The organism is Vibrio sp. NH-UV-68 (assembly GCF_042940635.1).
Lineage (GTDB): Bacteria > Pseudomonadota > Gammaproteobacteria > Enterobacterales > Vibrionaceae > Vibrio > Vibrio pacinii.
Window position 1 is genome coordinate 688,184 of the sequence record NZ_CP134976.1, and the last position, 18,721, is coordinate 706,904.

14 protein-coding genes and 1 tRNA gene are annotated in these 18,721 nt (G+C 45.4%); 8 read left to right on the top strand and 7 right to left on the bottom strand.

What is annotated here, in order from left to right; all coding sequences use genetic code 11:
- Nucleotides 1–62: 62 nt before the first annotated feature.
- Nucleotides 63–1,295, bottom strand: coding sequence for an OFA family MFS transporter (locus ViNHUV68_RS17525; protein ID WP_038177282.1), 1,233 nt, complete (start codon nucleotides 1,293–1,295; stop codon nucleotides 63–65).
- 292 nt (nucleotides 1,296–1,587) lie between these two features.
- Nucleotides 1,588–3,246, bottom strand: coding sequence for a 4Fe-4S dicluster domain-containing protein (locus ViNHUV68_RS17530; protein ID WP_391091816.1), 1,659 nt, complete (start codon nucleotides 3,244–3,246; stop codon nucleotides 1,588–1,590).
- Nucleotides 3,247–3,352: 106 nt separating this feature from the next.
- Between ViNHUV68_RS17530 and ViNHUV68_RS17535 the strand changes: the two genes are divergently transcribed.
- The gene (locus tag ViNHUV68_RS17535; protein ID WP_391091817.1) at nucleotides 3,353–4,105 is read left to right on the top strand and encodes an electron transfer flavoprotein subunit beta/FixA family protein; all 753 of its coding nucleotides are present in this window, start codon (nucleotides 3,353–3,355) and stop codon (nucleotides 4,103–4,105) included.
- Nucleotides 4,106–4,115: 10 nt separating this feature from the next.
- Nucleotides 4,116–5,069, top strand: a complete 954-nt coding sequence (locus tag ViNHUV68_RS17540) for an FAD-binding protein (RefSeq protein ID WP_391091818.1) — start codon at nucleotides 4,116–4,118, stop codon at nucleotides 5,067–5,069.
- A 64-nt stretch (nucleotides 5,070–5,133) separates the two neighbouring features.
- Here ViNHUV68_RS17540 and ViNHUV68_RS17545 read toward each other — a convergent pair whose 3' ends face one another.
- From ViNHUV68_RS17545 to ViNHUV68_RS17560, 4 genes are all read right to left on the bottom strand, one after another.
- The gene (locus ViNHUV68_RS17545; RefSeq protein ID WP_391091819.1) at nucleotides 5,134–6,279 is read right to left on the bottom strand and encodes a 2-oxo acid dehydrogenase subunit E2; all 1,146 of its coding nucleotides are present in this window, start codon (nucleotides 6,277–6,279) and stop codon (nucleotides 5,134–5,136) included.
- Nucleotides 6,276–7,259 (bottom strand): transketolase C-terminal domain-containing protein, encoded by a 984-nt coding sequence (locus tag ViNHUV68_RS17550; protein WP_391091820.1) that lies wholly within the window; start codon nucleotides 7,257–7,259, stop codon nucleotides 6,276–6,278. The genes ViNHUV68_RS17545 and ViNHUV68_RS17550 overlap by 4 nt, the downstream gene beginning before the upstream one ends.
- Complete coding sequence (pdhA, locus tag ViNHUV68_RS17555; RefSeq protein ID WP_038177274.1) at nucleotides 7,252–8,358, bottom strand: pyruvate dehydrogenase (acetyl-transferring) E1 component subunit alpha; 1,107 nt, start codon at nucleotides 8,356–8,358, stop codon at nucleotides 7,252–7,254. Before pdhA ends, ViNHUV68_RS17550 begins: the two co-directional genes overlap by 8 nt.
- 485 nt (nucleotides 8,359–8,843) lie before the next feature.
- Nucleotides 8,844–10,397, bottom strand: a complete 1,554-nt coding sequence (locus tag ViNHUV68_RS17560) for a sodium:alanine symporter family protein (RefSeq protein WP_038177272.1) — start codon at nucleotides 10,395–10,397, stop codon at nucleotides 8,844–8,846.
- Between the two features lie 546 nt (nucleotides 10,398–10,943).
- Between ViNHUV68_RS17560 and ViNHUV68_RS17565 the strand changes: the two genes are divergently transcribed.
- The 3 genes from ViNHUV68_RS17565 to ViNHUV68_RS17575 all read left to right on the top strand — a co-directional run bounded on the left by ViNHUV68_RS17565 (nucleotide 10,944) and on the right by ViNHUV68_RS17575 (nucleotide 14,658).
- Nucleotides 10,944–12,944, top strand: a complete 2,001-nt coding sequence (locus ViNHUV68_RS17565; RefSeq protein ID WP_391091821.1) for a methyl-accepting chemotaxis protein — start codon at nucleotides 10,944–10,946, stop codon at nucleotides 12,942–12,944.
- Nucleotides 12,945–13,090: 146 nt separating this feature from the next.
- Entirely contained in the window at nucleotides 13,091–14,482 is a 1,392-nt protein-coding gene (locus ViNHUV68_RS17570; protein WP_391091822.1) for a diguanylate cyclase domain-containing protein, read from the top strand.
- 101 nt (nucleotides 14,483–14,583) lie between these two features.
- Nucleotides 14,584–14,658: transfer RNA gene (locus tag ViNHUV68_RS17575), tRNA-Gly, on the top strand.
- A 226-nt stretch (nucleotides 14,659–14,884) separates the two neighbouring features.
- Here ViNHUV68_RS17575 and ViNHUV68_RS17580 read toward each other — a convergent pair.
- Entirely contained in the window at nucleotides 14,885–15,097 is a 213-nt protein-coding gene (locus ViNHUV68_RS17580; RefSeq protein WP_391091823.1) for a helix-turn-helix domain-containing protein, read from the bottom strand.
- A gap of 116 nt (nucleotides 15,098–15,213) precedes the next feature.
- Here ViNHUV68_RS17580 and ViNHUV68_RS17585 point away from each other — a divergent pair, with 116 nt between their 5' ends.
- The 3 genes from ViNHUV68_RS17585 to ViNHUV68_RS17595 all read left to right on the top strand — a co-directional run bounded on the left by ViNHUV68_RS17585 (nucleotide 15,214) and on the right by ViNHUV68_RS17595 (nucleotide 17,408).
- Nucleotides 15,214–15,423, top strand: coding sequence for a hypothetical protein (locus ViNHUV68_RS17585; RefSeq protein WP_391091824.1), 210 nt, complete (start codon nucleotides 15,214–15,216; stop codon nucleotides 15,421–15,423).
- A gap of 13 nt (nucleotides 15,424–15,436) precedes the next feature.
- Nucleotides 15,437–16,615: an Arm DNA-binding domain-containing protein gene (locus ViNHUV68_RS17590; protein ID WP_391091826.1), complete on the top strand. Its 1,179-nt coding sequence runs from the start codon at nucleotides 15,437–15,439 to the stop codon at nucleotides 16,613–16,615.
- A gap of 379 nt (nucleotides 16,616–16,994) precedes the next feature.
- Nucleotides 16,995–17,408: a YlcI/YnfO family protein gene (locus tag ViNHUV68_RS17595; RefSeq protein WP_391091827.1), complete on the top strand. Its 414-nt coding sequence runs from the start codon at nucleotides 16,995–16,997 to the stop codon at nucleotides 17,406–17,408.
- The last annotated feature ends 1,313 nt before the right edge of the window (nucleotides 17,409–18,721 follow it).

The window sequence follows — 18,721 nt, forward strand, 5'->3', positions numbered from 1 at the left end:
CTATATTTATACAAAAAAGGCTTAACCTTAAGGTTAAGCCTTTCTATTTCAAAATCAATTAATTAAGCGGTTTTTAGTTGCGCAATCTTAGCTTCAGTCATCGGCTTAGTAATCACGGCAAGAACAATACACACCGCCATCATAACCGCGGAAACGGTATAAGCGAGTGCATAACCTTCGCCGCTAGTCATTGAGAAGCCAACTACAGCTGCGCCGATGGCACCACCGATACCCCATGCAGTGTAGAGCACGCCGTAGTTAGTCCCGTAGTTTTTAAGACCGTAGAATTCTGCGGTTAGAGTAGGGAATACGGCGAGAAGCGTTCCGTAACCAACAGCCGCAATAGCAGTACCGATGATAAGCGTGAACTCTGTATTGAATGTCGCGAACAGAACCATGTTTACGCCTTGTAGCACGAATGCGAGCAGTAGAGTACGCACGCCGCCAATTTTATCAGCCAACATGCCAGCAGCAACACGGCCACCTGAATTAAATACTGCTAAGATAGACGCAAGGTAAACCGCATTGGGTAGGTTTGCTTGAACGCTGGCGATAGTGGTGATATTGCCGATGATCATTAGACCAACCGATGCCGCGAATGCATACATGATCCACAGTGAATAAAACTGCGGCGTTTTTAGCATTGCTTTCCAAGTTAGGTCATCAGACTTTTTAACCACTTTAGGAGCTTGCCCTTGTTTGAGTTTAGGCTCAGCAGGGGTGTAATCCGCTGGTGGATTATTAATAGTGGCGGCTAAAGGAACCGCAATAGCAAGGATACCGATACCAAGAACTAAGAAGCTAGTTTGGATACCCATGCTGTCAATCAAAGCGGAAGTCACTGGCGCCAGATAAATAGCCGCAAGACCAAAACCTGCTGCGATGATGCCGTTAACCATGCCTTTTTTCGACGCATGGAACCATTTCATGGCTGAAGGTGATAGGCAAGCGTAACCAAAACCGATACCTGCACCGGTGATCACGCCAAAGGTGATGTTGAGCATAAGCGGTGAGTTAACAAAACCAGACGCGATCATGCCAAGGCCGGTAAGTACAGTACCTAAGATCAGAATCAGACGTGGACCCATGCGATCTTGCAAGATGCCCGCAACAAGAAGGCAGATAGAAAAGGTGATCGTTGCGGTTGCATAAGGAGCCGATGCTTCAGCGGCACTCCAGCCAGACTCTGTGACTAACGCTTTGTTAAATACACTCCAAGCATACAGGATGCCAAGACAAAGGTTGATACAAAATCCTGCTAGTAGGATTCGCATTGCTTTATCAATCTTGCTCATTATTACTCTCATTTTCCCTCGTTAGCGAGGTTCGGTTAGCTGTCGATTTCTTCAAATTAAGTTTGCGTTTATCAACATAAATCGCAGTGGCGCGAATTATAACCGAATAAAATGTGATTGGAATCTCTTTTTAAATCAATGATGGATTTATTTTGAGATGTTAATAAAGTGATCGATTAAGACGAAAATTAGCAACAATTCGGCAAAAGAGCCAAGCCGGATAACTTAACTCCAACAAAGTAAAAACGTCTTATGTTGTGCTGTTAAATTCACCCTGAGTGCGCGTTATAAGTTACATATTCTGGTAATTAGGCCCGCCACTTTCTGGCGGTGTCCAAGTAATGTTTTGCGAAGGGTCTTTGATGTCACACGCTTTACAGTGCAGACAATTGGCCGAATTGATCTGCAGTTTTTGTTTGCCTTGTGCGTCGATCACTTCATACACCCCGGCGGGGCAATAACGCTGACTTGGTTCGTTAAATAGTGTCATATGTTGCGCTAGGGCGATGTTTAAATCGGTTACCTGTAAGTGACACGGTTGGTTCTCCTCATGGAAAGTAGCAGAGAGATACATTGACGAAGGCTTATCGAAACTTAATACGCCATCAGGTTTATCGTAGTGAATCGGTTTACAGCGAGTTTGTTCATACAAAGCCACATAGTCTGGTTGGGTATCTTTAATATCCCAACTCGATGTACCGGCGGTTAAGCGCTGCCAAATATTTTGTTCAAGCAGTGCCAGTGCCCCGCCAATCAAAGATCCGTATTTGTGGATGGCCCCCGGAAAGTTACGTTGTTGATTGAGTTCACTATAGAGCCAAGAGCGCTCAAACAAGTGTTGATAATTGGCTTGGTTTTTACTGTTTAATAGTGCGTTAAATACAGATTCTGCGGCCAAAAGGCCAGATTTCATGGCTGTGTGACAACCTTTTATTTTCGCTGCATTGAGAGTGCCCGCGTCACAGCCAATCAATAGTCCGCCTGGGAACTGCTGTTTGGGCAGAGAAAAAAGGCCGCCTTTGGCGAGCGCTCTGGCACCGTAGGCGATGCGTTCGGCCCCCGTTAACTGTTCGGCGAATTTGGGGTGATGTTTAAGGCGTTGAAATTCATCAAATGGGCTCAGATACGGGTTGGTGTAGTTGAGATCGGTGATCAGGCCAACCGCAATTAAGTTATCTTCGAGATGATAGAGAAAACCACCGCCTGTGGTTGATGATTCCGATAATGGCCAACCTGTGGTGTGGACGACAAGTCCGGGTTGAAAGCGCGGGTCGTCTTTGCTGAGTTGCCAAATTTCCTTGATGCCTAAAGCGTAATGCTGTGGTTGGCTATCTGCATCAAGCTGAAAACGACTAATAATTTGTTTGCCTAAATGTCCACGTGCGCCCTCGGCAAAAATCGTCTGCTTTGCATTGAGCTTAATACCCGGTTGAAAAGTCGATTTCGCTTGGCCGTCTTTATCAAGTCCCATATCGGCAGTGATAACCCCGCATACTTGACCGTTTTTATCAAAGCAGATCTCTTTGGCTGGAAAGCCGGGAAAAATGTCAACGCCAAGACTTTCTGCTTGCTCTGCCAACCAGCGGCACAGTTTACTCAGGCTGATCACGTATTGGTCTTGTTGATTGCGCATGGCTAACGGTGTCAATAGTTCGGGAACTTGCACGTGGCGTTGTGGGGTAGTGAGGTAGAGCAGTTGCTCGGAGCTAACGGGTGTATTGATTGGGGCTCCACGCTCACGCCAATCGGGGAAAAGCTCGTCGAGTGCGGTAGTCTCAAACACCGCGCCAGAGAGGATATGTGCGCCAACTTCAGCCCCTTTCTCGACGATGCAAATTGATATTGGCCGTTGATTGTCTACCCCAAGTTGCGCAAGTCGGCAAGCGGCTGTTAGCCCGGCAGGGCCAGCTCCGACGATCACTACGTCGAAGTCCATGCTCTCTCGTTCCATCCTACTAAACCTTTGTTGTTATCGCCTATGAGATAAATATAGTTACAGTTGACGTAAACGTAAACTTTACTAAGCTCAAACTATCAACGGTTAGATGGAGCAGATAATGAAAGTACTCGTTGCGATCAAGCGCGTTATCGATCCTTACACCAAAATTCGAGTCAAGCCCGATGGAAGTGGTGTTGAACAAGACAATGTAAAAATGGCAATCAATCCATTTTGTGAAATTGCGGTAGAAGAAGCGGTACGTTTAAAAGAATCAGGTGTGTGTAAAGAGGTGGTGGTGGTTTCGATTGGTGGCGTAAGTTGCCAAGAACAGTTACGTAACGCACTGGCGCTCGGTGCAGACAGAGCGATTCATGTTGACGTTGTCCAGACTTACTCGCCATTAATGACTGCCAAGTTGCTCAATGCGATTGTCCGTCAAGAGCGACCCGATTTGGTATTAATGGGTAAACAGTCAATTGATAACGACAACAATCAAGTTGCGCAGATGCTCGCAGGGATCGCGAGTTGGTCCCAAGCGACGTGTGCGTCAAAGCTTGAAATTGAGGGCGATAAAGCATTGGTCACGCGAGAGGTCGATGGTGGCCTTGAAACGTTACAACTGAATTTGCCCGCTGTGGTCAGTACCGACTTACGCCTGAATGAACCGCGTTACGCCTCATTGCCCAATATAATGAAAGCGAAGCGCAAACCTTTAGAGGTCGTGGCTGCGGATTCGTTGGGCGTTGAGTTAACCAGCCATCATCAAGTGCTCGAAGTCGTGGTGCCGGCAAGCCGCAGCGCTGGTGTTCGAGTTAATAACGTTGCTGAGCTGATTGATAAGCTTAAAAATCAAGCCAAAGTCATAGAGTAAGGGGAAAGTGATGAGTCATTTGAATATACTAGTGCTTGCTCAGCATAATAATCAAAATGTACACGCCGACACTTATTCTGCGTTGACTGCGGCGTTACAATTACGACAGTTAGCTGGCGGTCATATCGACATGTTGGTGATTGGTAGTCAATGTCAACAAGTCGGTCAGAGCTTAAGTCATTGTGCCGATGTCGACAGAGTGCTGATGGTCGACAGACCCATCTATCAAGACGGTCTTGCGGAAAATCATGCCATGGTCTTGCAAGCGCTAGCAAAAAATTACACTCATGTTGTTACTCCTGCAACTAGCTATGGTAAAGACGTCATGCCAAGGTTTGCAGCCCTGCTCGATGTGGATATGTTGTCTGATATTGTCACCATTGAAAGTGCTGATACCGTCATTCGACCTATTTATGCAGGTAATGCGCTTGCACGGGTGAAAACCCAAGATAGCTTGGTTTTGATGACGATTCGTGCGACCGCTTTTGACAAAGCCTCCCCTGCCGATGAGGCTCGCGCAGAGGTGGTGGCACTCGATCTCGACTATCGGCCACAACTGACGCAACTCATTAAGCGTGAGCAGGTGGATCTTGAGCGCCCAGACCTAACACAAGCGCAGGTGGTGATTTCAGGCGGACGCGGGGTTGGAAGTAAAGAGAACTTTGCGATGTTAGAAACATTGGCCGATAAATTGGGCGCTGCAATTGGCGCTTCACGTGCGGCGGTTGATGCCGGTTTTGTCAGTAATGATCTGCAAGTTGGACAAACAGGGAAAATTGTCGCACCTCAGCTTTATATTGCAGTCGGCATCTCGGGAGCGATTCAGCATGTCGCCGGGATGAAAGATTCGAAAGTAATAGTCGCGATTAACAGTGACCCTGATGCGCCCATTTTTGAGATTGCTGATTATGGATTGGTGGGCGATTTATTTGAGATTTTACCAGAGCTTATCGACAAGGTGTAATCAAGCCAGTTGGCAAAAGTAAGCGCACCTAGGTGGTGCGCTTTTGATTGGATGAGATAAGTGATTAACCGCTGGGTTGCTGCAAGTGTTCGACTAATCGCTTGGTAAAACGGGCCGCTTCACCGCCAGTGCAAGCTCGGTGATCGAAGGTGATCGATAATGGCATTACTTTGACGGCAATCGCTTGACCTTGTTGGATGACGACTCGCTCAATAATGCGCCCCGCACCAACAATAGCGACTTGCGGTGGGGAGACCACTGGCGTCGCAAAAATACCCGCGATTGCACCAAAACTCGATAGCGTGATGGTGGCATTTTGCAGGCTTTCTCGGCCAATACGACGATTGCGAATACCTTGTACTGTCTCATCAAGCCAGTGTCGTATTTGCTCACCATTGTATTGTTCGGCATTCTTAAGTACTGGTACATACAAGCCGTGGCTACTATCGACTGCGATACCAATATTGACCTTACTGTGCACGCAGCGAGTCATGGTCTCTGCATCAAACCAAGCGTTCATTGCAGGCTCTTGCTGACAAGCGTGTAATACGGCTTTGACTAAACGCGCTGAAACATCTTCATTGTCGTGCCAATCACCCAGACTTGCCTCTTCAGTTATCGTGACGGCGGCAACGCTGCTGTGCGACTCGGACATAGTCGAGACCATCGTTCGTCTCGCTCCTTTAAGCACCTCAGTACCTGGGCTTTGTTTTCTTGCTTGACGATAAATATCTTCTTCAGTCACCATGCCCTGATTGCCTGAACCATTAACTTGGTTAACATCAACGCCGAGTTTTTTGGCCAGCAGACGTGCCGAGGGCAGTGCGGAGACGGCTTGAGTTGAGGATGAGTTATGAGAGCCACCAACCCAAAAGTTATCGACATCCACATGATGAGTGGTATGAGATACATTGCCCACCACGGTTGCGGCATCGTGTTGATGTGATTTTTTCGCAGCGTCCGCTACCCGTTCAGGTTGTTCTTCGATTTCTAGCAGCAAAGTGCCAATATTAATCACATCACCCGCTTCACCATGTCGGCTAATGACGACCCCTGAATGGGGAGCCGGTACTTCGACTACGGCTTTTGCTGTTTCAACCGTTAATACTACTTGGTCAACTTCAACGCTGTCGCCAACCTTAATGTGCCACTCAATGATCTCCGACTCAGCTAATCCTTCACCGAGATCTGGCAATAAGAATGCTTTCATTTCCAGCCCTCCACGAGCTCGCGTGCCGCCAGCACAATGTCTTGTTCATCAATCATGAAGTAATCTTCGTTCCGGTAGTACGGCATGATGGTGTCCATCCCGGTGACCCGTTTCGGTGGCGCTTTGAGTAAACACATTGCTTGTTCTGCAACCCGAGCTAAAAGCTCAGCGCCAACGCCACAGGTTCGACTCGCTTCATGCACGACTAAGAGACGTCCGGTTCGTTCCAGTGAGCGCAAAATAGTGTCCATGTCGATGGGTTTAATTGAGGCTAAATCGATAACCTCGAGCTCAATGCCTTGTGATGAGAGGGTTTGCGCCGCTTGCAGAGACTCAACCACACACGCTCCCCAAGTCACTAATGTCACATCTCGTCCTTTACGAAGCGTAAAACAGCGATCAAGAGGGAGCGCTTCGCCACTATCAATGACTTCCGATTTGACGGTTCGGTAGATGCGTTTGGGTTCGAAAAACATCACTGGGTCATTGCACCGGATCGATGCTAACAGCAATCCATACGCACGTTGTGGCGAAGAGGGAATGACCACTCTAAAGCCGGGAGTATGAGCGAATAAAGCTTCAACACTTTCTGAATGGTGTTCGGGCGCATGGATACCGCCACCAAAAGGCGCGCGGAATACTGCTGGGCAGGTTAAGCGTCCGCGTGTTCGATTACGTATTCGCGCTGCGTGACAGATTAGATGCTCCATTGCAGGGAAAACAAAGCCTTGGAATTGAAACTCGGCGATTGGACGTAACCCCTGACTCGCCATGCCGATAGCAACACCGCCAATTAGCGCTTCTGCCAAAGGTGAGTCAATAACGCGGCGCAAGCCAAACTTTTCTTTCAGTCCCACAGTTGCACGAAAGACACCGCCGTTATCACCGACATCTTCGCCAAGGAGTACCACACTCTCATCGCGATTCATTTCATGATGCAAGGCAAGGTTGACCGCTTCAACCAGCGTTAATTCAGCCATGTTTGCCTCCTTGCATGCGCATTGCTTTATTAATTAGTGCATCGCGTTGTGGGTTGAGTTCAGCAGGCGTGTGCTCGTAGAGGTAATCAAACGCTGATTCGGGGGCTTGTGGTGCTAGATTGATGTAGTTTTCGACCACTCGTTCAACGTGTTGCTTGCATGTTATTTGCCATTGCTCTTCCTGAGTATTGTCCCAAGCGTGTTGCGCTTCAAGATAGAGTCGTAAGCGTTTAATCGGTTCGAACTGCCACGCTTGGTTGAGTTCCTCATCGCTACGATAACGGCTAGCATCGTCGGCAGTGGTATGATCGCTTAAACGGTAGCTCACAGCCTCGATTAGAGTTGGGCCCTTGCCTTTACGTGCTCGGTCAAGTGCTGCCAACACCGTATCATGCATGGCGACAATGTCGTTGCCATCGACGGTAATCCCCTTGATGCCAGCACCTTTGGCTTTTTCGGACAAGAAATCAGCCGCACACTGCAATGCTCGTGGGACAGAAATCGCCCATTGATTGTTGTTAACAGCGAATACCAGTGGCAGATTCCAAGCCCCAGCGCAGTTGATACTCTCAAGAAAGTCACCTTTAGAAGTCGCACCGTCTCCGCAAGTCACGACAGCCGCGTGATGATGTCCTTCAATTTTTAGCGCCGCGGCAACACCGACTGCGTGAGTACATTGAGTCGCAATAGGCACACAGAAGGGAAGGTCGCGGCAATGTTCTGTAACCCCCCCATCGCTTGGCTCAATATAAAAATCGCTGCCTCGCTCATCGCCTCCCCAATATTGAAGATTTTTCTCCATCGCGATACCGCGCACCCACATTGCGGGCATGTCACGGTAGTAGGGGATAAACACATCTCTCGGATGCATCGCATGGCCAAGACCAACGCCAAATGCCTCTGCCCCAAGATGTGAAGGGTAGGTACCTAGTTTGCCTGTGCGTTGTAGTGCGACCGCTTTGTTGTCGTAGGTTCGAGTAAGAACCATGTCCTTATAGAAGGTGGTTAAGGTGGCAATATCGGCCCAAGCGGGTAGTTGATTTATTGATACACCGTGGTGATCAATGAATCGATGCATGGGAAGTGTCTGAACATTCATCGCTATCTCCTCACTGCTACTCAAAATGGATCGCACGTTGAGCAGCAAACGATGACCCGATAACCATGTTGCGGTCTTGACGAGTCAAGGTAGATATTATTCGTTGATACTTCTTGGTCGTGTTCTAAACATAACCTGCTAACCAGTGACTCACGCTTGCATTAATACGCTAGAAAGTGTTCACAATGCAGAGAACAATGTTGTAGTACGCCGTTAGAGTTAAGTGTAACCAAAATGTTAAAACTTGCGCAATTCGATAGTGTATTGATCAGTAAAGTTAAGCTTACACACTGAGGGAAATTAGTGAAAGGTGTCACTATTTAACGTGCTCTAGGGCTAAAACTAGAAGCATGTACTGGCCGGGCTGTGAATAATGAAATAATACGTGGTGTGACAGCGGTTGGATAAATCTGACAATAAATGATTGGAATTAAAGAAACAGCAGGCCGAGGCCTGCTGTAGGATTAAATCTGCTTAAACGGTGATTACTCTGCCTGTTCAGCAAGCTTCTGCTTGTCTTGCTGTTGAACTTTGTAAACTTTACCAGCATTGAAGCGTTCAAGGTAATCCGCTAAATCACGTTTAACTTCTGGCACTAGGATGTAAAGACCAACAATGTTAACCAGAGCCATTGCAAAGATCATCGCATCAGAGAAGTCAATCACAGGGCCAAGATTCATTGCCGCGCCAATGACTACAAAGATACAGAATTTAACTTTGAAGATAAGCTCAGCGATTTTGCTTTCACCGAATAGGTAAGTCCATGCCTTTAAGCCGTAGTAAGACCAAGAGATCATAGTAGAGAAAGCAAATAGGACAACGGCGATGGCAAGAACATATGGGAACCAGCTGATCGCACTACCGAAGGCTGCTGAAGTGAGTTCAACACCTGCAAGGCCTGTGTCTGTATCAAGATAACCAGTAATGATGATAACCAGTGCTGTCATCGTACAGATAACTACAGTATCGATAAACGGTTCTAGAAGTGAGACAAAACCTTCTGACATCGGTTCTTTGGTTTTAACGGCTGCGTGAGCAATTGCCGCAGAACCAACACCCGCTTCGTTCGAGAACGCCGCTCGTTTGAAACCTTGGATAAGAACACCAATAACACCACCCGCAATACCTTCACCAGTGAATGCACCGTTAAAGATAGCGTAGAAAGCATCATCGATACGGTCGAAGTTCATTAGGATGATGATCAGCGCAGCACCGACGTAGATAGTGGCCATAAATGGAACCACTTTCTCAGTGACTTTCGCGATAGATTTAATACCACCGATGATCACAATACCAACAATCACAGCGAGAATCAGTCCAAACAACCAACCTTTATCAGCCAAGAAAGACGCATCACCACCCGTCACACCGACAACTTGCTTGAACGCTTGGTTCGCTTGGAACATGTTGCCGCCGCCAAGAGATCCACCAATGGCAAATACAGAGAATATGACCGCAAGTGTACGACCAAACGCTGCGTTACCACGCTTAGCTAGACCTTTGCTTAGGTAGTACATTGGACCACCTGATACAGAGCCGTCTGGGTTAGTGTTACGGTATTTAACACCAAGTGCACACTCAACAAACTTGCTCGACATGCCAAGCAAACCCGCTAGGATCATCCAGAACGTCGCGCCAGCGCCACCAATGGAAACAGCAACCGCTACGCCAGCAATGTTACCTAAGCCAACGGTACCTGAAAGAGCGGTAGTGAGCGCTTGAAAGTGTGAAACCTCACCTTCTGCTTTTTCTTTTGGATCAGAAAACTTGCCTGAAACCAGTTGAACTGCGTGTTTAAAACCACGCACGTTGATGAAACCCAAATAGACTGTAAAGAAAGAGGCGGCAACCACCAACCAAAGAACAATCCACGGCACCTGTACGTCAGTAAAAGGGAAAGGAATAGTCGAGAAGATCATTCCTACAAAAGGGTTAACGATAGGTGCAACGACTTCGTTGATTTTTTCATCCAAATTGGATGCTGCAGCGCTACCTGCAAACAAACTTGCCAATAAAGCAAGCGATATACGCTTTGTCATGCTTTTCCTGCCTGTGAATAGGTGTTTATATGAATAATATTTATATGATGCTGTGTTTTGTTACATTTTTGTAACTTTGGTTATTATTCATTTTATTAATACATCCGCAACATCTTTGACCGAAAACATGATCCAGCGAACAATTCTAATTTTTGCTAACTTTAATGGCATAATTTGAACTTATTATCTAGTTTTTGCTAATTAACTGGTTTTATTGGTAAGTTGAACATTAGTGATTTGGTCGGATATCTTGGTATTGGCTCTTATATATAAAACTCTCTGAGTAGATAATGAGCAGCGTGACATGATGAATTCATGTGTATTAGCAGTTGATAATCAAGTTCTATCTGATGAAGTGATGGCCAAACCTTGTGTTTTCGCCAATATCGACTAGCGGCAAACAAACATTAATCGTTACGGGTTTCACGGGTATTTTTTTGTTTTTGGACTAACTCAAACGAAAGTTTAACTATTTGGACTACATATATTTAACAATGAGCGGCAAGAAGCTATAGTGTCGACTGACTATATAATAGGAGTTGAAGGATGAAACTCACGATATCAGGGAAGTTACAGCTGAGTTTTCTGTCACTTGCAGTACTTTTTATCGCATCCGCTTTTTTCATTTATCGCAGTGTTGCTAGCGTCGAAAGCCAGACACAGTCGTTACTGAGCCGAGATCTGCCAACGGTTGATGCGGCACGTACGATACAACAATCAATTCACGCCACGGTGTCTTCACTAAGAGCATACATGTTGCTGGGTGGAGATGAAGCAACTAGCGCGTTCCATCAAGCCAACCTACAGCAAGCAATAGACCATGTTGAGGGAGCTCTACCTCCATTAGAGAATTTGATTGATCCGGAGCAATATCAACAAGTGACCACTGATTGGGCCGCGGTGACTCAATCAATCGACGAAATTACTCTGCTTAGCCATAGTGATGAAAATCTCCCAGCACACTCTTTGTTTATTAATGAAGCAGCACCAATCGCAGAGGTGGCACTGGATCAGTTGCAAGGCCTTATTAACGATGAAGCTGGTAATAAAGAAGGGGGGGAGCGTAAGCGCTTATTTCGCCTTTATGCTGACAGTTATACCTCTTTGGCTAATGCGCTTTCTTCTATGCGAGATTTCCTTTTATACGGTAGACAAGACCATCTGGACAAGTACCAAGATTTCTTAGACTCGCACAACAAATCGGTGCGTGAAATTGAGTCAAAAATCGAGCTGATGTCGAGCAGTGATCAAAGTTTATGGTCGTTATTTAAAGATATGCAGCAACTTTACTTCCCTTTGGCAGAGCAAGTAGTCGCGCTACGTCGTTCAAATGGTTGGAATATAGCGAACCAAAAAATGGCTAATCAACTTGTGCCAGCCGTTGAAACAATAAACGCGAATCTTGAAACTGTGATTAATCAGCAGCAACAGCGCGCCGATCAAAGTGGTCAGGGGATATTCCAATCAGTGGCCGAGGTACTCACACTACTTATCGCATCAATTGCAGTGGTGGTTGGTGTCTCTTTTAGCGTGGCTCATTTTATGGGTAAAAACATTGGTAGACGCGTAGCCACTATTTCTCAACGTGCCGAGTCGATTGCCAATGGTGATATTTCACAGCCAGCATTAGAACTCGGTGGCAGTGACGAGCTAGCAAGTTTGACCCGATCTATTAACAAAATGAATAATGAGTTGGCCAATATTGTTAAAGGTGTGAGTGATAAAGCCAGAAAGGTCGGCAGTAGTATGTCATCGCTACAAGACGCGAGTCATCAGACGGTTTCACAAGTGGAGAGCCAAAAATCCACGATTGATCTTGTTGGACAACAAGTCGCTGAAGTGAGTCACTCCGCCAGTGAAACCGCACTTCAAGCCGAACAATCTTCGGCTAGTTTGGCTGAATCTAAGGCGCACATTGAGCAAGGTTCTAAAGCCCTTGAACACAACAAAACCACCGTGGATCTATTGCATGCAACGATTGAAAAAGCCAGCGTGCAAGTGAATGAACTGAGTAAAGAGAGTGAAGCGATTGGCCGCGTTACCGAAGTGATTGAAAATCTTGCAGGGCAGACAAACTTACTCGCACTTAATGCGGCTATCGAAGCGGCTCGAGCAGGAGAGTACGGGCGAGGGTTTGCAGTGGTCGCCGATGAGGTAAGGTTACTGGCAACTCGTACCACGGAATCAACGTCAGAAATCAATAACATTGTTAATGCGATCCAATCATCGACCGCGGCAGTTGTCAGTGAGATTGATAGCAGTAAAGTGCTTGCACAAGAAGGGGCGGATCATACTCAACACGCTCACGGAACATTAAGTGCCACCACCGAACAGATCGAACGCCTGAGCCAACAAATGCAAGAATTACTCAGTTCTGCTCAGCAACAGTCGAATGCTACTGACGAAATTCAAGGGTTGATGAACCAAGTCATCGCGTCGGTTGATGATGTGGCCAAAATATCGCAGGAATCGGCACAAATATCAAACCAGGTTCAGGGCCAGGTCGGTGAGTTGAATAATGAAATGGCGCAATTTAAAACCAAATAAGTCAGCGGCTTATATTAATAATTGATTTAAGTCTCATAATTGTTTGTCGGTTTCAGCTAGCAACACGAACTTAATCTATACATAATGTATTCTACTGACTTTTTACTCAGAGTAGGTGTATTCTGAGCTAGTAATTAGGAACATTTGTGTATCGGTTGCTTTTAGCTTTGCTGCTGTTGTCTTTTAACACCTTTGCCGATACTTCATCGGCAAATAGCCTTACTATCGCGAATTCAAAAGCGTGGAAACCCTTCTCTTTCATCAATAGTGACGGCGAGCCTGATGGTATCTTAATCGATTACTGGAAGGCCTATGGAAAAAAGAACAATGTTAACATTGAGTTTCTTCTCTTAGATTGGCAGGCGTCACTGGATGCGTTGAAAGATGGCAGAGCAGACATTCACGCAGGTTTATTGTGGTCGGAAGAGCGTGATGCTTACCTCGATTATGCCCCGGCATTAATGAATATCGACACTCATATGTTCATTAGCCAAGATCTTATCGCAACCAACCTTGACCAGTTTCTGCTAGGTGGCCATCAATACCAAGTCGGGGTTGTTGCGGGTGGCTACGAACAAGCATTTACACAGCTGCATTACCCAAATTTGAACTTGCTCAGCTTTTCCAATAATAATCAGATGATTGAGGCGGCGTTTAATGGTGAATTGGATGCATTTGTTGCCGATCTCCAAGTTGCTAACTTTTACTTACTCAGTAGTGGTGAACAAGCTCATCGTTTTGTTGGCGTGCGTCATCTCTATTCCGGTGAACTTCGACCTGCAGTTGTGCAGGGCAACAATCAATTGCTAGAGCAAATAACGTCTGGCCTTGCAGCATTGACCAATGCAGAGAAGAAACAAATCTTAAACCGCTGGATGTATATCAACACTGTTTATCCTGACTATTTATTACCATTATCGATCTTGGTCATCGTTGTCGTGGTTGTGGGTTATATTGTTATGCTCAATGCAACGGTGAAAGCTCGTACCAAAGCGTTAAAACAAGCCAACCAAGAGCTCAAAAAACTATCCGAAACCGATCAGCTCACCAGTTTAAGCAATCGTCGCCATTTTGTTTTAGAGTTTGAGCGTCGGCTCAATAACCCTGGTTCAATTGCAATAATGATCTTTGATATTGACGATTTTAAACGGGTTAATGATGAATATGGTCATCAAGTCGGCGATAGAGTGATTCGAGAGGTAGCCGAGGCGGCAAAAAGTGTATTGTCTGAACCGCATCTTATCGGACGAATTGGCGGTGAAGAGTTCGCGGTCGTCGTCAATGATGAGGGTTTTGCTGATGTGGTGGAGTTGGCCGAGATGATTTGTGATCAGGTCAGAACCATTGGCTTACGCGAAGACATAGCGCGCAAGGTGACAGTCAGTATAGGGTGTGCTTATTATCCTAAAACTTCGACGGCAATTTCTCTTTCCGATGCGGATAAGCTAATGTATCAATCTAAAGTGGCTGGAAAGAATTGTGTTACGGCTCAGAAATTTAAGATTGACGAGCCAATTGGTGCGAAAAGCAGCACTTAATCAACAAAATGGTGATAACTTCAGCAGTCGAACCAAATAGGACAATAAAAGACTTTTCTTTTCAGTCAGATGTGGCATATTAGCCCTGTCTTCAAGACATAGCGTACTTCGTATAATGGCTATTACCTCAGCCTTCCAAGCTGATGATGCGGGTTCGATTCCCGCAGTACGCTCCAATTCTCTTACCTTCAGTAAAACCTAAAAACATTAATCCTATCAAAGCATTAGCACAGCTATAACTCTTCAACCTAAAGCTGTCACTAAAGATTTAAAAACCAATTTCCTTGTACTGAGACCATTTTGAGACCAAATCTAGACCATCGTACTTTCCAAGTAGAGATGGTGTTAACTGATCCTAAATGGCCTAGTTGTCAGCCCACTATTACCCAAGTTAATTCGAAACTAGTCGTTATCATCTGGAACCAATTCTAACAACTCACCCACACTGCACTCCAAGTAGATACACAATTTTTCCAGCGTATCGAAATCTACACGATTGTTTGTTTCATGAAATAGGCGGTTAACAGTACTGCGGTTGATTCCTGTGTCCCTAACAACGTCAGAAATTTTGAGTTTTCGAGCACCCAGTAGAGTGGAAAGATGGCACTTTATCATTCTTTTAAGACCTAAAATGTTACCCTAAAGACACAAAATGGTGTTGACAGGTAGTCTTTTGTGTCTTAATGTTTCTCTAGAGCTACAAAATGTAGCGAATAAGACAGGAAATGATTATGGCATATACCTATCTAACGACGGAAGAGCTTTCTTCTGTCATCAAGTATGACGCACGTGTAATTCGTGAACAACTCAAAGATAACGTGTTGTTTGAGGGGGTTCACTATATTCGACCATTTGGTGGACGGAAAATTCTGTTCATTTGGGAACGCATCGAAGAAGAAATGCTTAACGGTGTGTGCGTAGAGACGATGTTACTGAAATAAAGAGGGGCTTGATATGGGGAGCGTTAACGTAAGACAAGGTCTGTTGTTCTTTGATTTTCGATACAAAGGACAACGTTGTAGAGAGTATACGAAATTGGCTGATAATGCTGTAAACAGGCGCCGTGCGGCGAAGTTGCTGAAGGTGATCGAGGCAGAAATAGTGACTGATCGCTTTGATTATTCGAAGTATTTTCCGAGTAGTAAAAACGCAGCTAAGTTTGAAACCGTGAAGGAAAGACAAAGACAATCGGAGAAGTACTTTGATGCTCCTGATTCACCACTATTCAAAGAGTTTGCCAAGACATGGCTAGCCGAGATGAAAGTCGAATGGAGTCACAGCCACCTAGTGGACGTTGAGGGCGTCTTGAATAAATACCTACTACCGACGTTCGGTAACAAAAGGATCAGCGCCATCAATAAGGCTCAAATCATGCAATTTCGCTCGTTCCTCGCCAAAGTACCGGGACGAAATTCGCAGTTCTTAAGTCCATCACGGATAAATCACATAATGACGCCGCTTAGGATGATTCTTAATGAAGCCGCTGATCGTTATGACTTTACCCCAGCCTGGAAGAATATCAAAGCCTTAAAAGTAGGCCGCACTGAAGTTGACCCATTTTCATTAGATGAAGTGGAGCGGTTCCTTAAGTATGTCGATGAGGAGTATTACGCCTACTACGTTACTCGCTTTTTTACCGGTATGAGAACAGGTGAAGTTGATGGATTGATGTGGGACGGTGTGGATCTGGAGAACAAAACCATCACGGTTAGTCAAAGTATTGTGCGTGGCCGGTTGAAAGGGCTAAAAACCGACGGTTCATATCGTGTGATTCAGCTTACAGATAGAGTGGTGGAAGCCCTTGAAAAGCATTGTCTTAGCGCCGATAAAAAACTGAAATATGTGTTTACTAATGCTCAAAGTCGTCACCTCAATTACGCTGTAGTTGCTCGTACCGTTTGGTATCCGGCTATCGAAAGAGCAGGGTTAAAACGACGTAATCCGTATCAAACCCGTCATACCTTCGCAACGTTACTTTTGGCGGCAGGTGAATCTCCAGAGTGGATCGCGAATCAAATGGGTCACACCACCACTACGATGCTGTTTCGAGTGTACTCTCGGTATGTTCCCAACCTCACGCGTAAAGACGGCAGTGCGTTTGCAAAGTTTTTGAGTAATGGAGCGCAGATATGAACTACTCTCCACTTGCCATCCACTGTGCAAGCCTTTGTTTTGACGTAATTCAAGGTATCAAATTCGAAAAGCTAAATCATGGGGATATCGATAAATTCCATGATGATATCTATTGCCTCATCAAGGAGCGAACTAACCTAGCTCCCCTGCTATCTGAACGAGAACATTTGTTTATATCCTATGTTACCAGTGGTGTCCTCAGCGTTCTTCACCAGTGTCTTAACAATCGAAGTGCTAGAGACTCTGTATGGATTTTGTCGGCGTTAGAGACACGAATTGATCTTTCCATCAAAACTATCCTCCACTAGAAGGCTGTGCGCACATAAATTTCATAATGTGCGCACAACTCTTTCCATGACTAACTAAAAGGTGTGCGCCCATGGAAACTGTCGTTGTTGTCCTAAATAGCAATACCAATAGAAAATCCGCCAAAAAGAATATTCGGTTCGACCACGAGCTCCTGCACGCGATTGACCAAGTTAAACCAGAAAATATGACGTTTTCACAGTGGGTAAAGGCAGCGTGTTGGGATAGAGTTCACGCCTCAAGTCACCCTACACCGAAGGTGTGCACACCAGAGGATGTGGCTTTGATAAGTGGTGTGCGTACAGTTGCTAACAACGACGACAATTGTCCTGACAACAGCTTAAAGGAGCTTGTGTATGCTTTGTATCAAAAGGGGCTCTACTTCCAGCAGATTGCCAATAAATTGAATCAATTAGGTATCCCTTCAATTGAAGGAAAGACCTGGAGCAGGGGCGCAGTAAAAAAACTCGTCGACTCGATGCTTTGAGTTAGCCTTCTAACGTAGCAGTCAAAATCAAAAATGGCTCATTGCTTGTCACGAACTGTATATGGACGTGGCAAATTTGAACGTAAGAATCTCTGCTTTTCTAATACCTAGATACGACAAGAGCCACTTAAAGTGGCTCTATGACGATCTACCTGCGTTCAATATTCTATGAGCGGAAGAGAGCAGGGCTATTGAAAATACGGAGGTCTTTGGTTATCGCGGCGCGGCCTGCGACTGTTCAGAGTAGACATCAATGTACTAAAAAGTCCCGCTATCATTGATAGCACCTAGTCTATACCTAAATGACCACAAAGCAACCTGAGCTTGAACTAGTTTATGGTCCAAGGCATGTTTAGAAACGTATGAAGCCATCATGAAAACTATTATTGGCGACAGCTTGTTTCCATATTGTCCAACAGGCTGTTGGACAAACTCTATTAACCAATTATGCAATAGGGTCTTGCACAATTGCTAAACAGGTTGTTTCGTAAATTACCTTTGCCCCGAAGTGTTTTAAGAAGCATGATTTGCTTGATAAGCCTTGGTAAAGATTTTAGGCCCTGACTAGAATTTGCTAGACTTAGGTAAAGAGCACATCATGGTGGACGAATGAACTACTTTGCAGAGGACCCCTTCTAGGTAATGTAAACCTGGAGGGTAAATGAAAAAACTAAAGCAACAGTACCGAACTCATGCCAAAGCGAAAGGGGATTATCTATGGGATGTGTATCCTAGAGTACGTAGTGGAACTCACAAGCATTTCTCAACCAAGCAGGAGAAGAGTTACTATTTCCTCCACAAAGTCGAGTGTCGTGAATATCCCATCAAGCTGCGAGCAGCTAGAGGAAGATCACTTGCTAATCCGTGGGACGATTACCCAGCATACGTATATGACGTTGCTAAGTGTTGGAAGCATAATTCGAAAAGGCGTCACCAATACTACAAATAAACATCATCAAGCCTCGCCAATGCGAGGCTTATTTTATTGTCAAGACAAACTTTATTGTCCAGCTTGGCTTCTGGTAGGCATGATAGAAAAAAGCTCCGTAAGCAGAAGATTTGCAATCTTATTTGTCCTCCGGAAGTTAAACGGTTTTTGATACCGGCCTTCATTCAAAACGGAGAATCGACCGTACTTCGAGTTAGTTTTTTTGTTCGTGGTCATGTTGGGTTGGTTTTCAGGATACTTGACTTGGCTCTATTACTCTTGGCATTTGAAAAGTTATAGTGTGTTCAAACTAATCAAGTATAACGAACCATGAAGCCCAGAAAAATTCTCCCACTCGCATTAGACCTAGGTGCCAAAGATACAG

Excerpts from the sequence above, each read along its gene's own strand:
- pdhA (WP_038177274.1), bottom strand. The coding sequence starts at position 8,358 with ATGAATGTTCAGACACTTCCCATGCATCGATTCATTGATCACCACGGT.
- ViNHUV68_RS17590 (WP_391091826.1), top strand. The coding sequence starts at position 15,437 with ATGGGGAGCGTTAACGTAAGACAAGGTCTGTTGTTCTTTGATTTTCGA.
- ViNHUV68_RS17540 (WP_391091818.1), top strand. The coding sequence starts at position 4,116 with ATGAGTCATTTGAATATACTAGTGCTTGCTCAGCATAATAATCAAAAT.
- ViNHUV68_RS17565 (WP_391091821.1), top strand. The coding sequence starts at position 10,944 with ATGAAACTCACGATATCAGGGAAGTTACAGCTGAGTTTTCTGTCACTT.
- ViNHUV68_RS17560 (WP_038177272.1), bottom strand. The coding sequence starts at position 10,397 with ATGACAAAGCGTATATCGCTTGCTTTATTGGCAAGTTTGTTTGCAGGT.
- ViNHUV68_RS17525 (WP_038177282.1), bottom strand. The coding sequence starts at position 1,295 with ATGAGCAAGATTGATAAAGCAATGCGAATCCTACTAGCAGGATTTTGT.
- ViNHUV68_RS17580 (WP_391091823.1), bottom strand. The coding sequence starts at position 15,097 with ATGATAAAGTGCCATCTTTCCACTCTACTGGGTGCTCGAAAACTCAAA.
- ViNHUV68_RS17530 (WP_391091816.1), bottom strand. The coding sequence starts at position 3,246 with ATGGAACGAGAGAGCATGGACTTCGACGTAGTGATCGTCGGAGCTGGC.
- ViNHUV68_RS17550 (WP_391091820.1), bottom strand. The coding sequence starts at position 7,259 with ATGGCTGAATTAACGCTGGTTGAAGCGGTCAACCTTGCCTTGCATCAT.
- ViNHUV68_RS17595 (WP_391091827.1), top strand. The coding sequence starts at position 16,995 with ATGGAAACTGTCGTTGTTGTCCTAAATAGCAATACCAATAGAAAATCC.
- ViNHUV68_RS17585 (WP_391091824.1), top strand. The coding sequence starts at position 15,214 with ATGGCATATACCTATCTAACGACGGAAGAGCTTTCTTCTGTCATCAAG.
- ViNHUV68_RS17545 (WP_391091819.1), bottom strand. The coding sequence starts at position 6,279 with ATGAAAGCATTCTTATTGCCAGATCTCGGTGAAGGATTAGCTGAGTCG.
- ViNHUV68_RS17535 (WP_391091817.1), top strand. The coding sequence starts at position 3,353 with ATGAAAGTACTCGTTGCGATCAAGCGCGTTATCGATCCTTACACCAAA.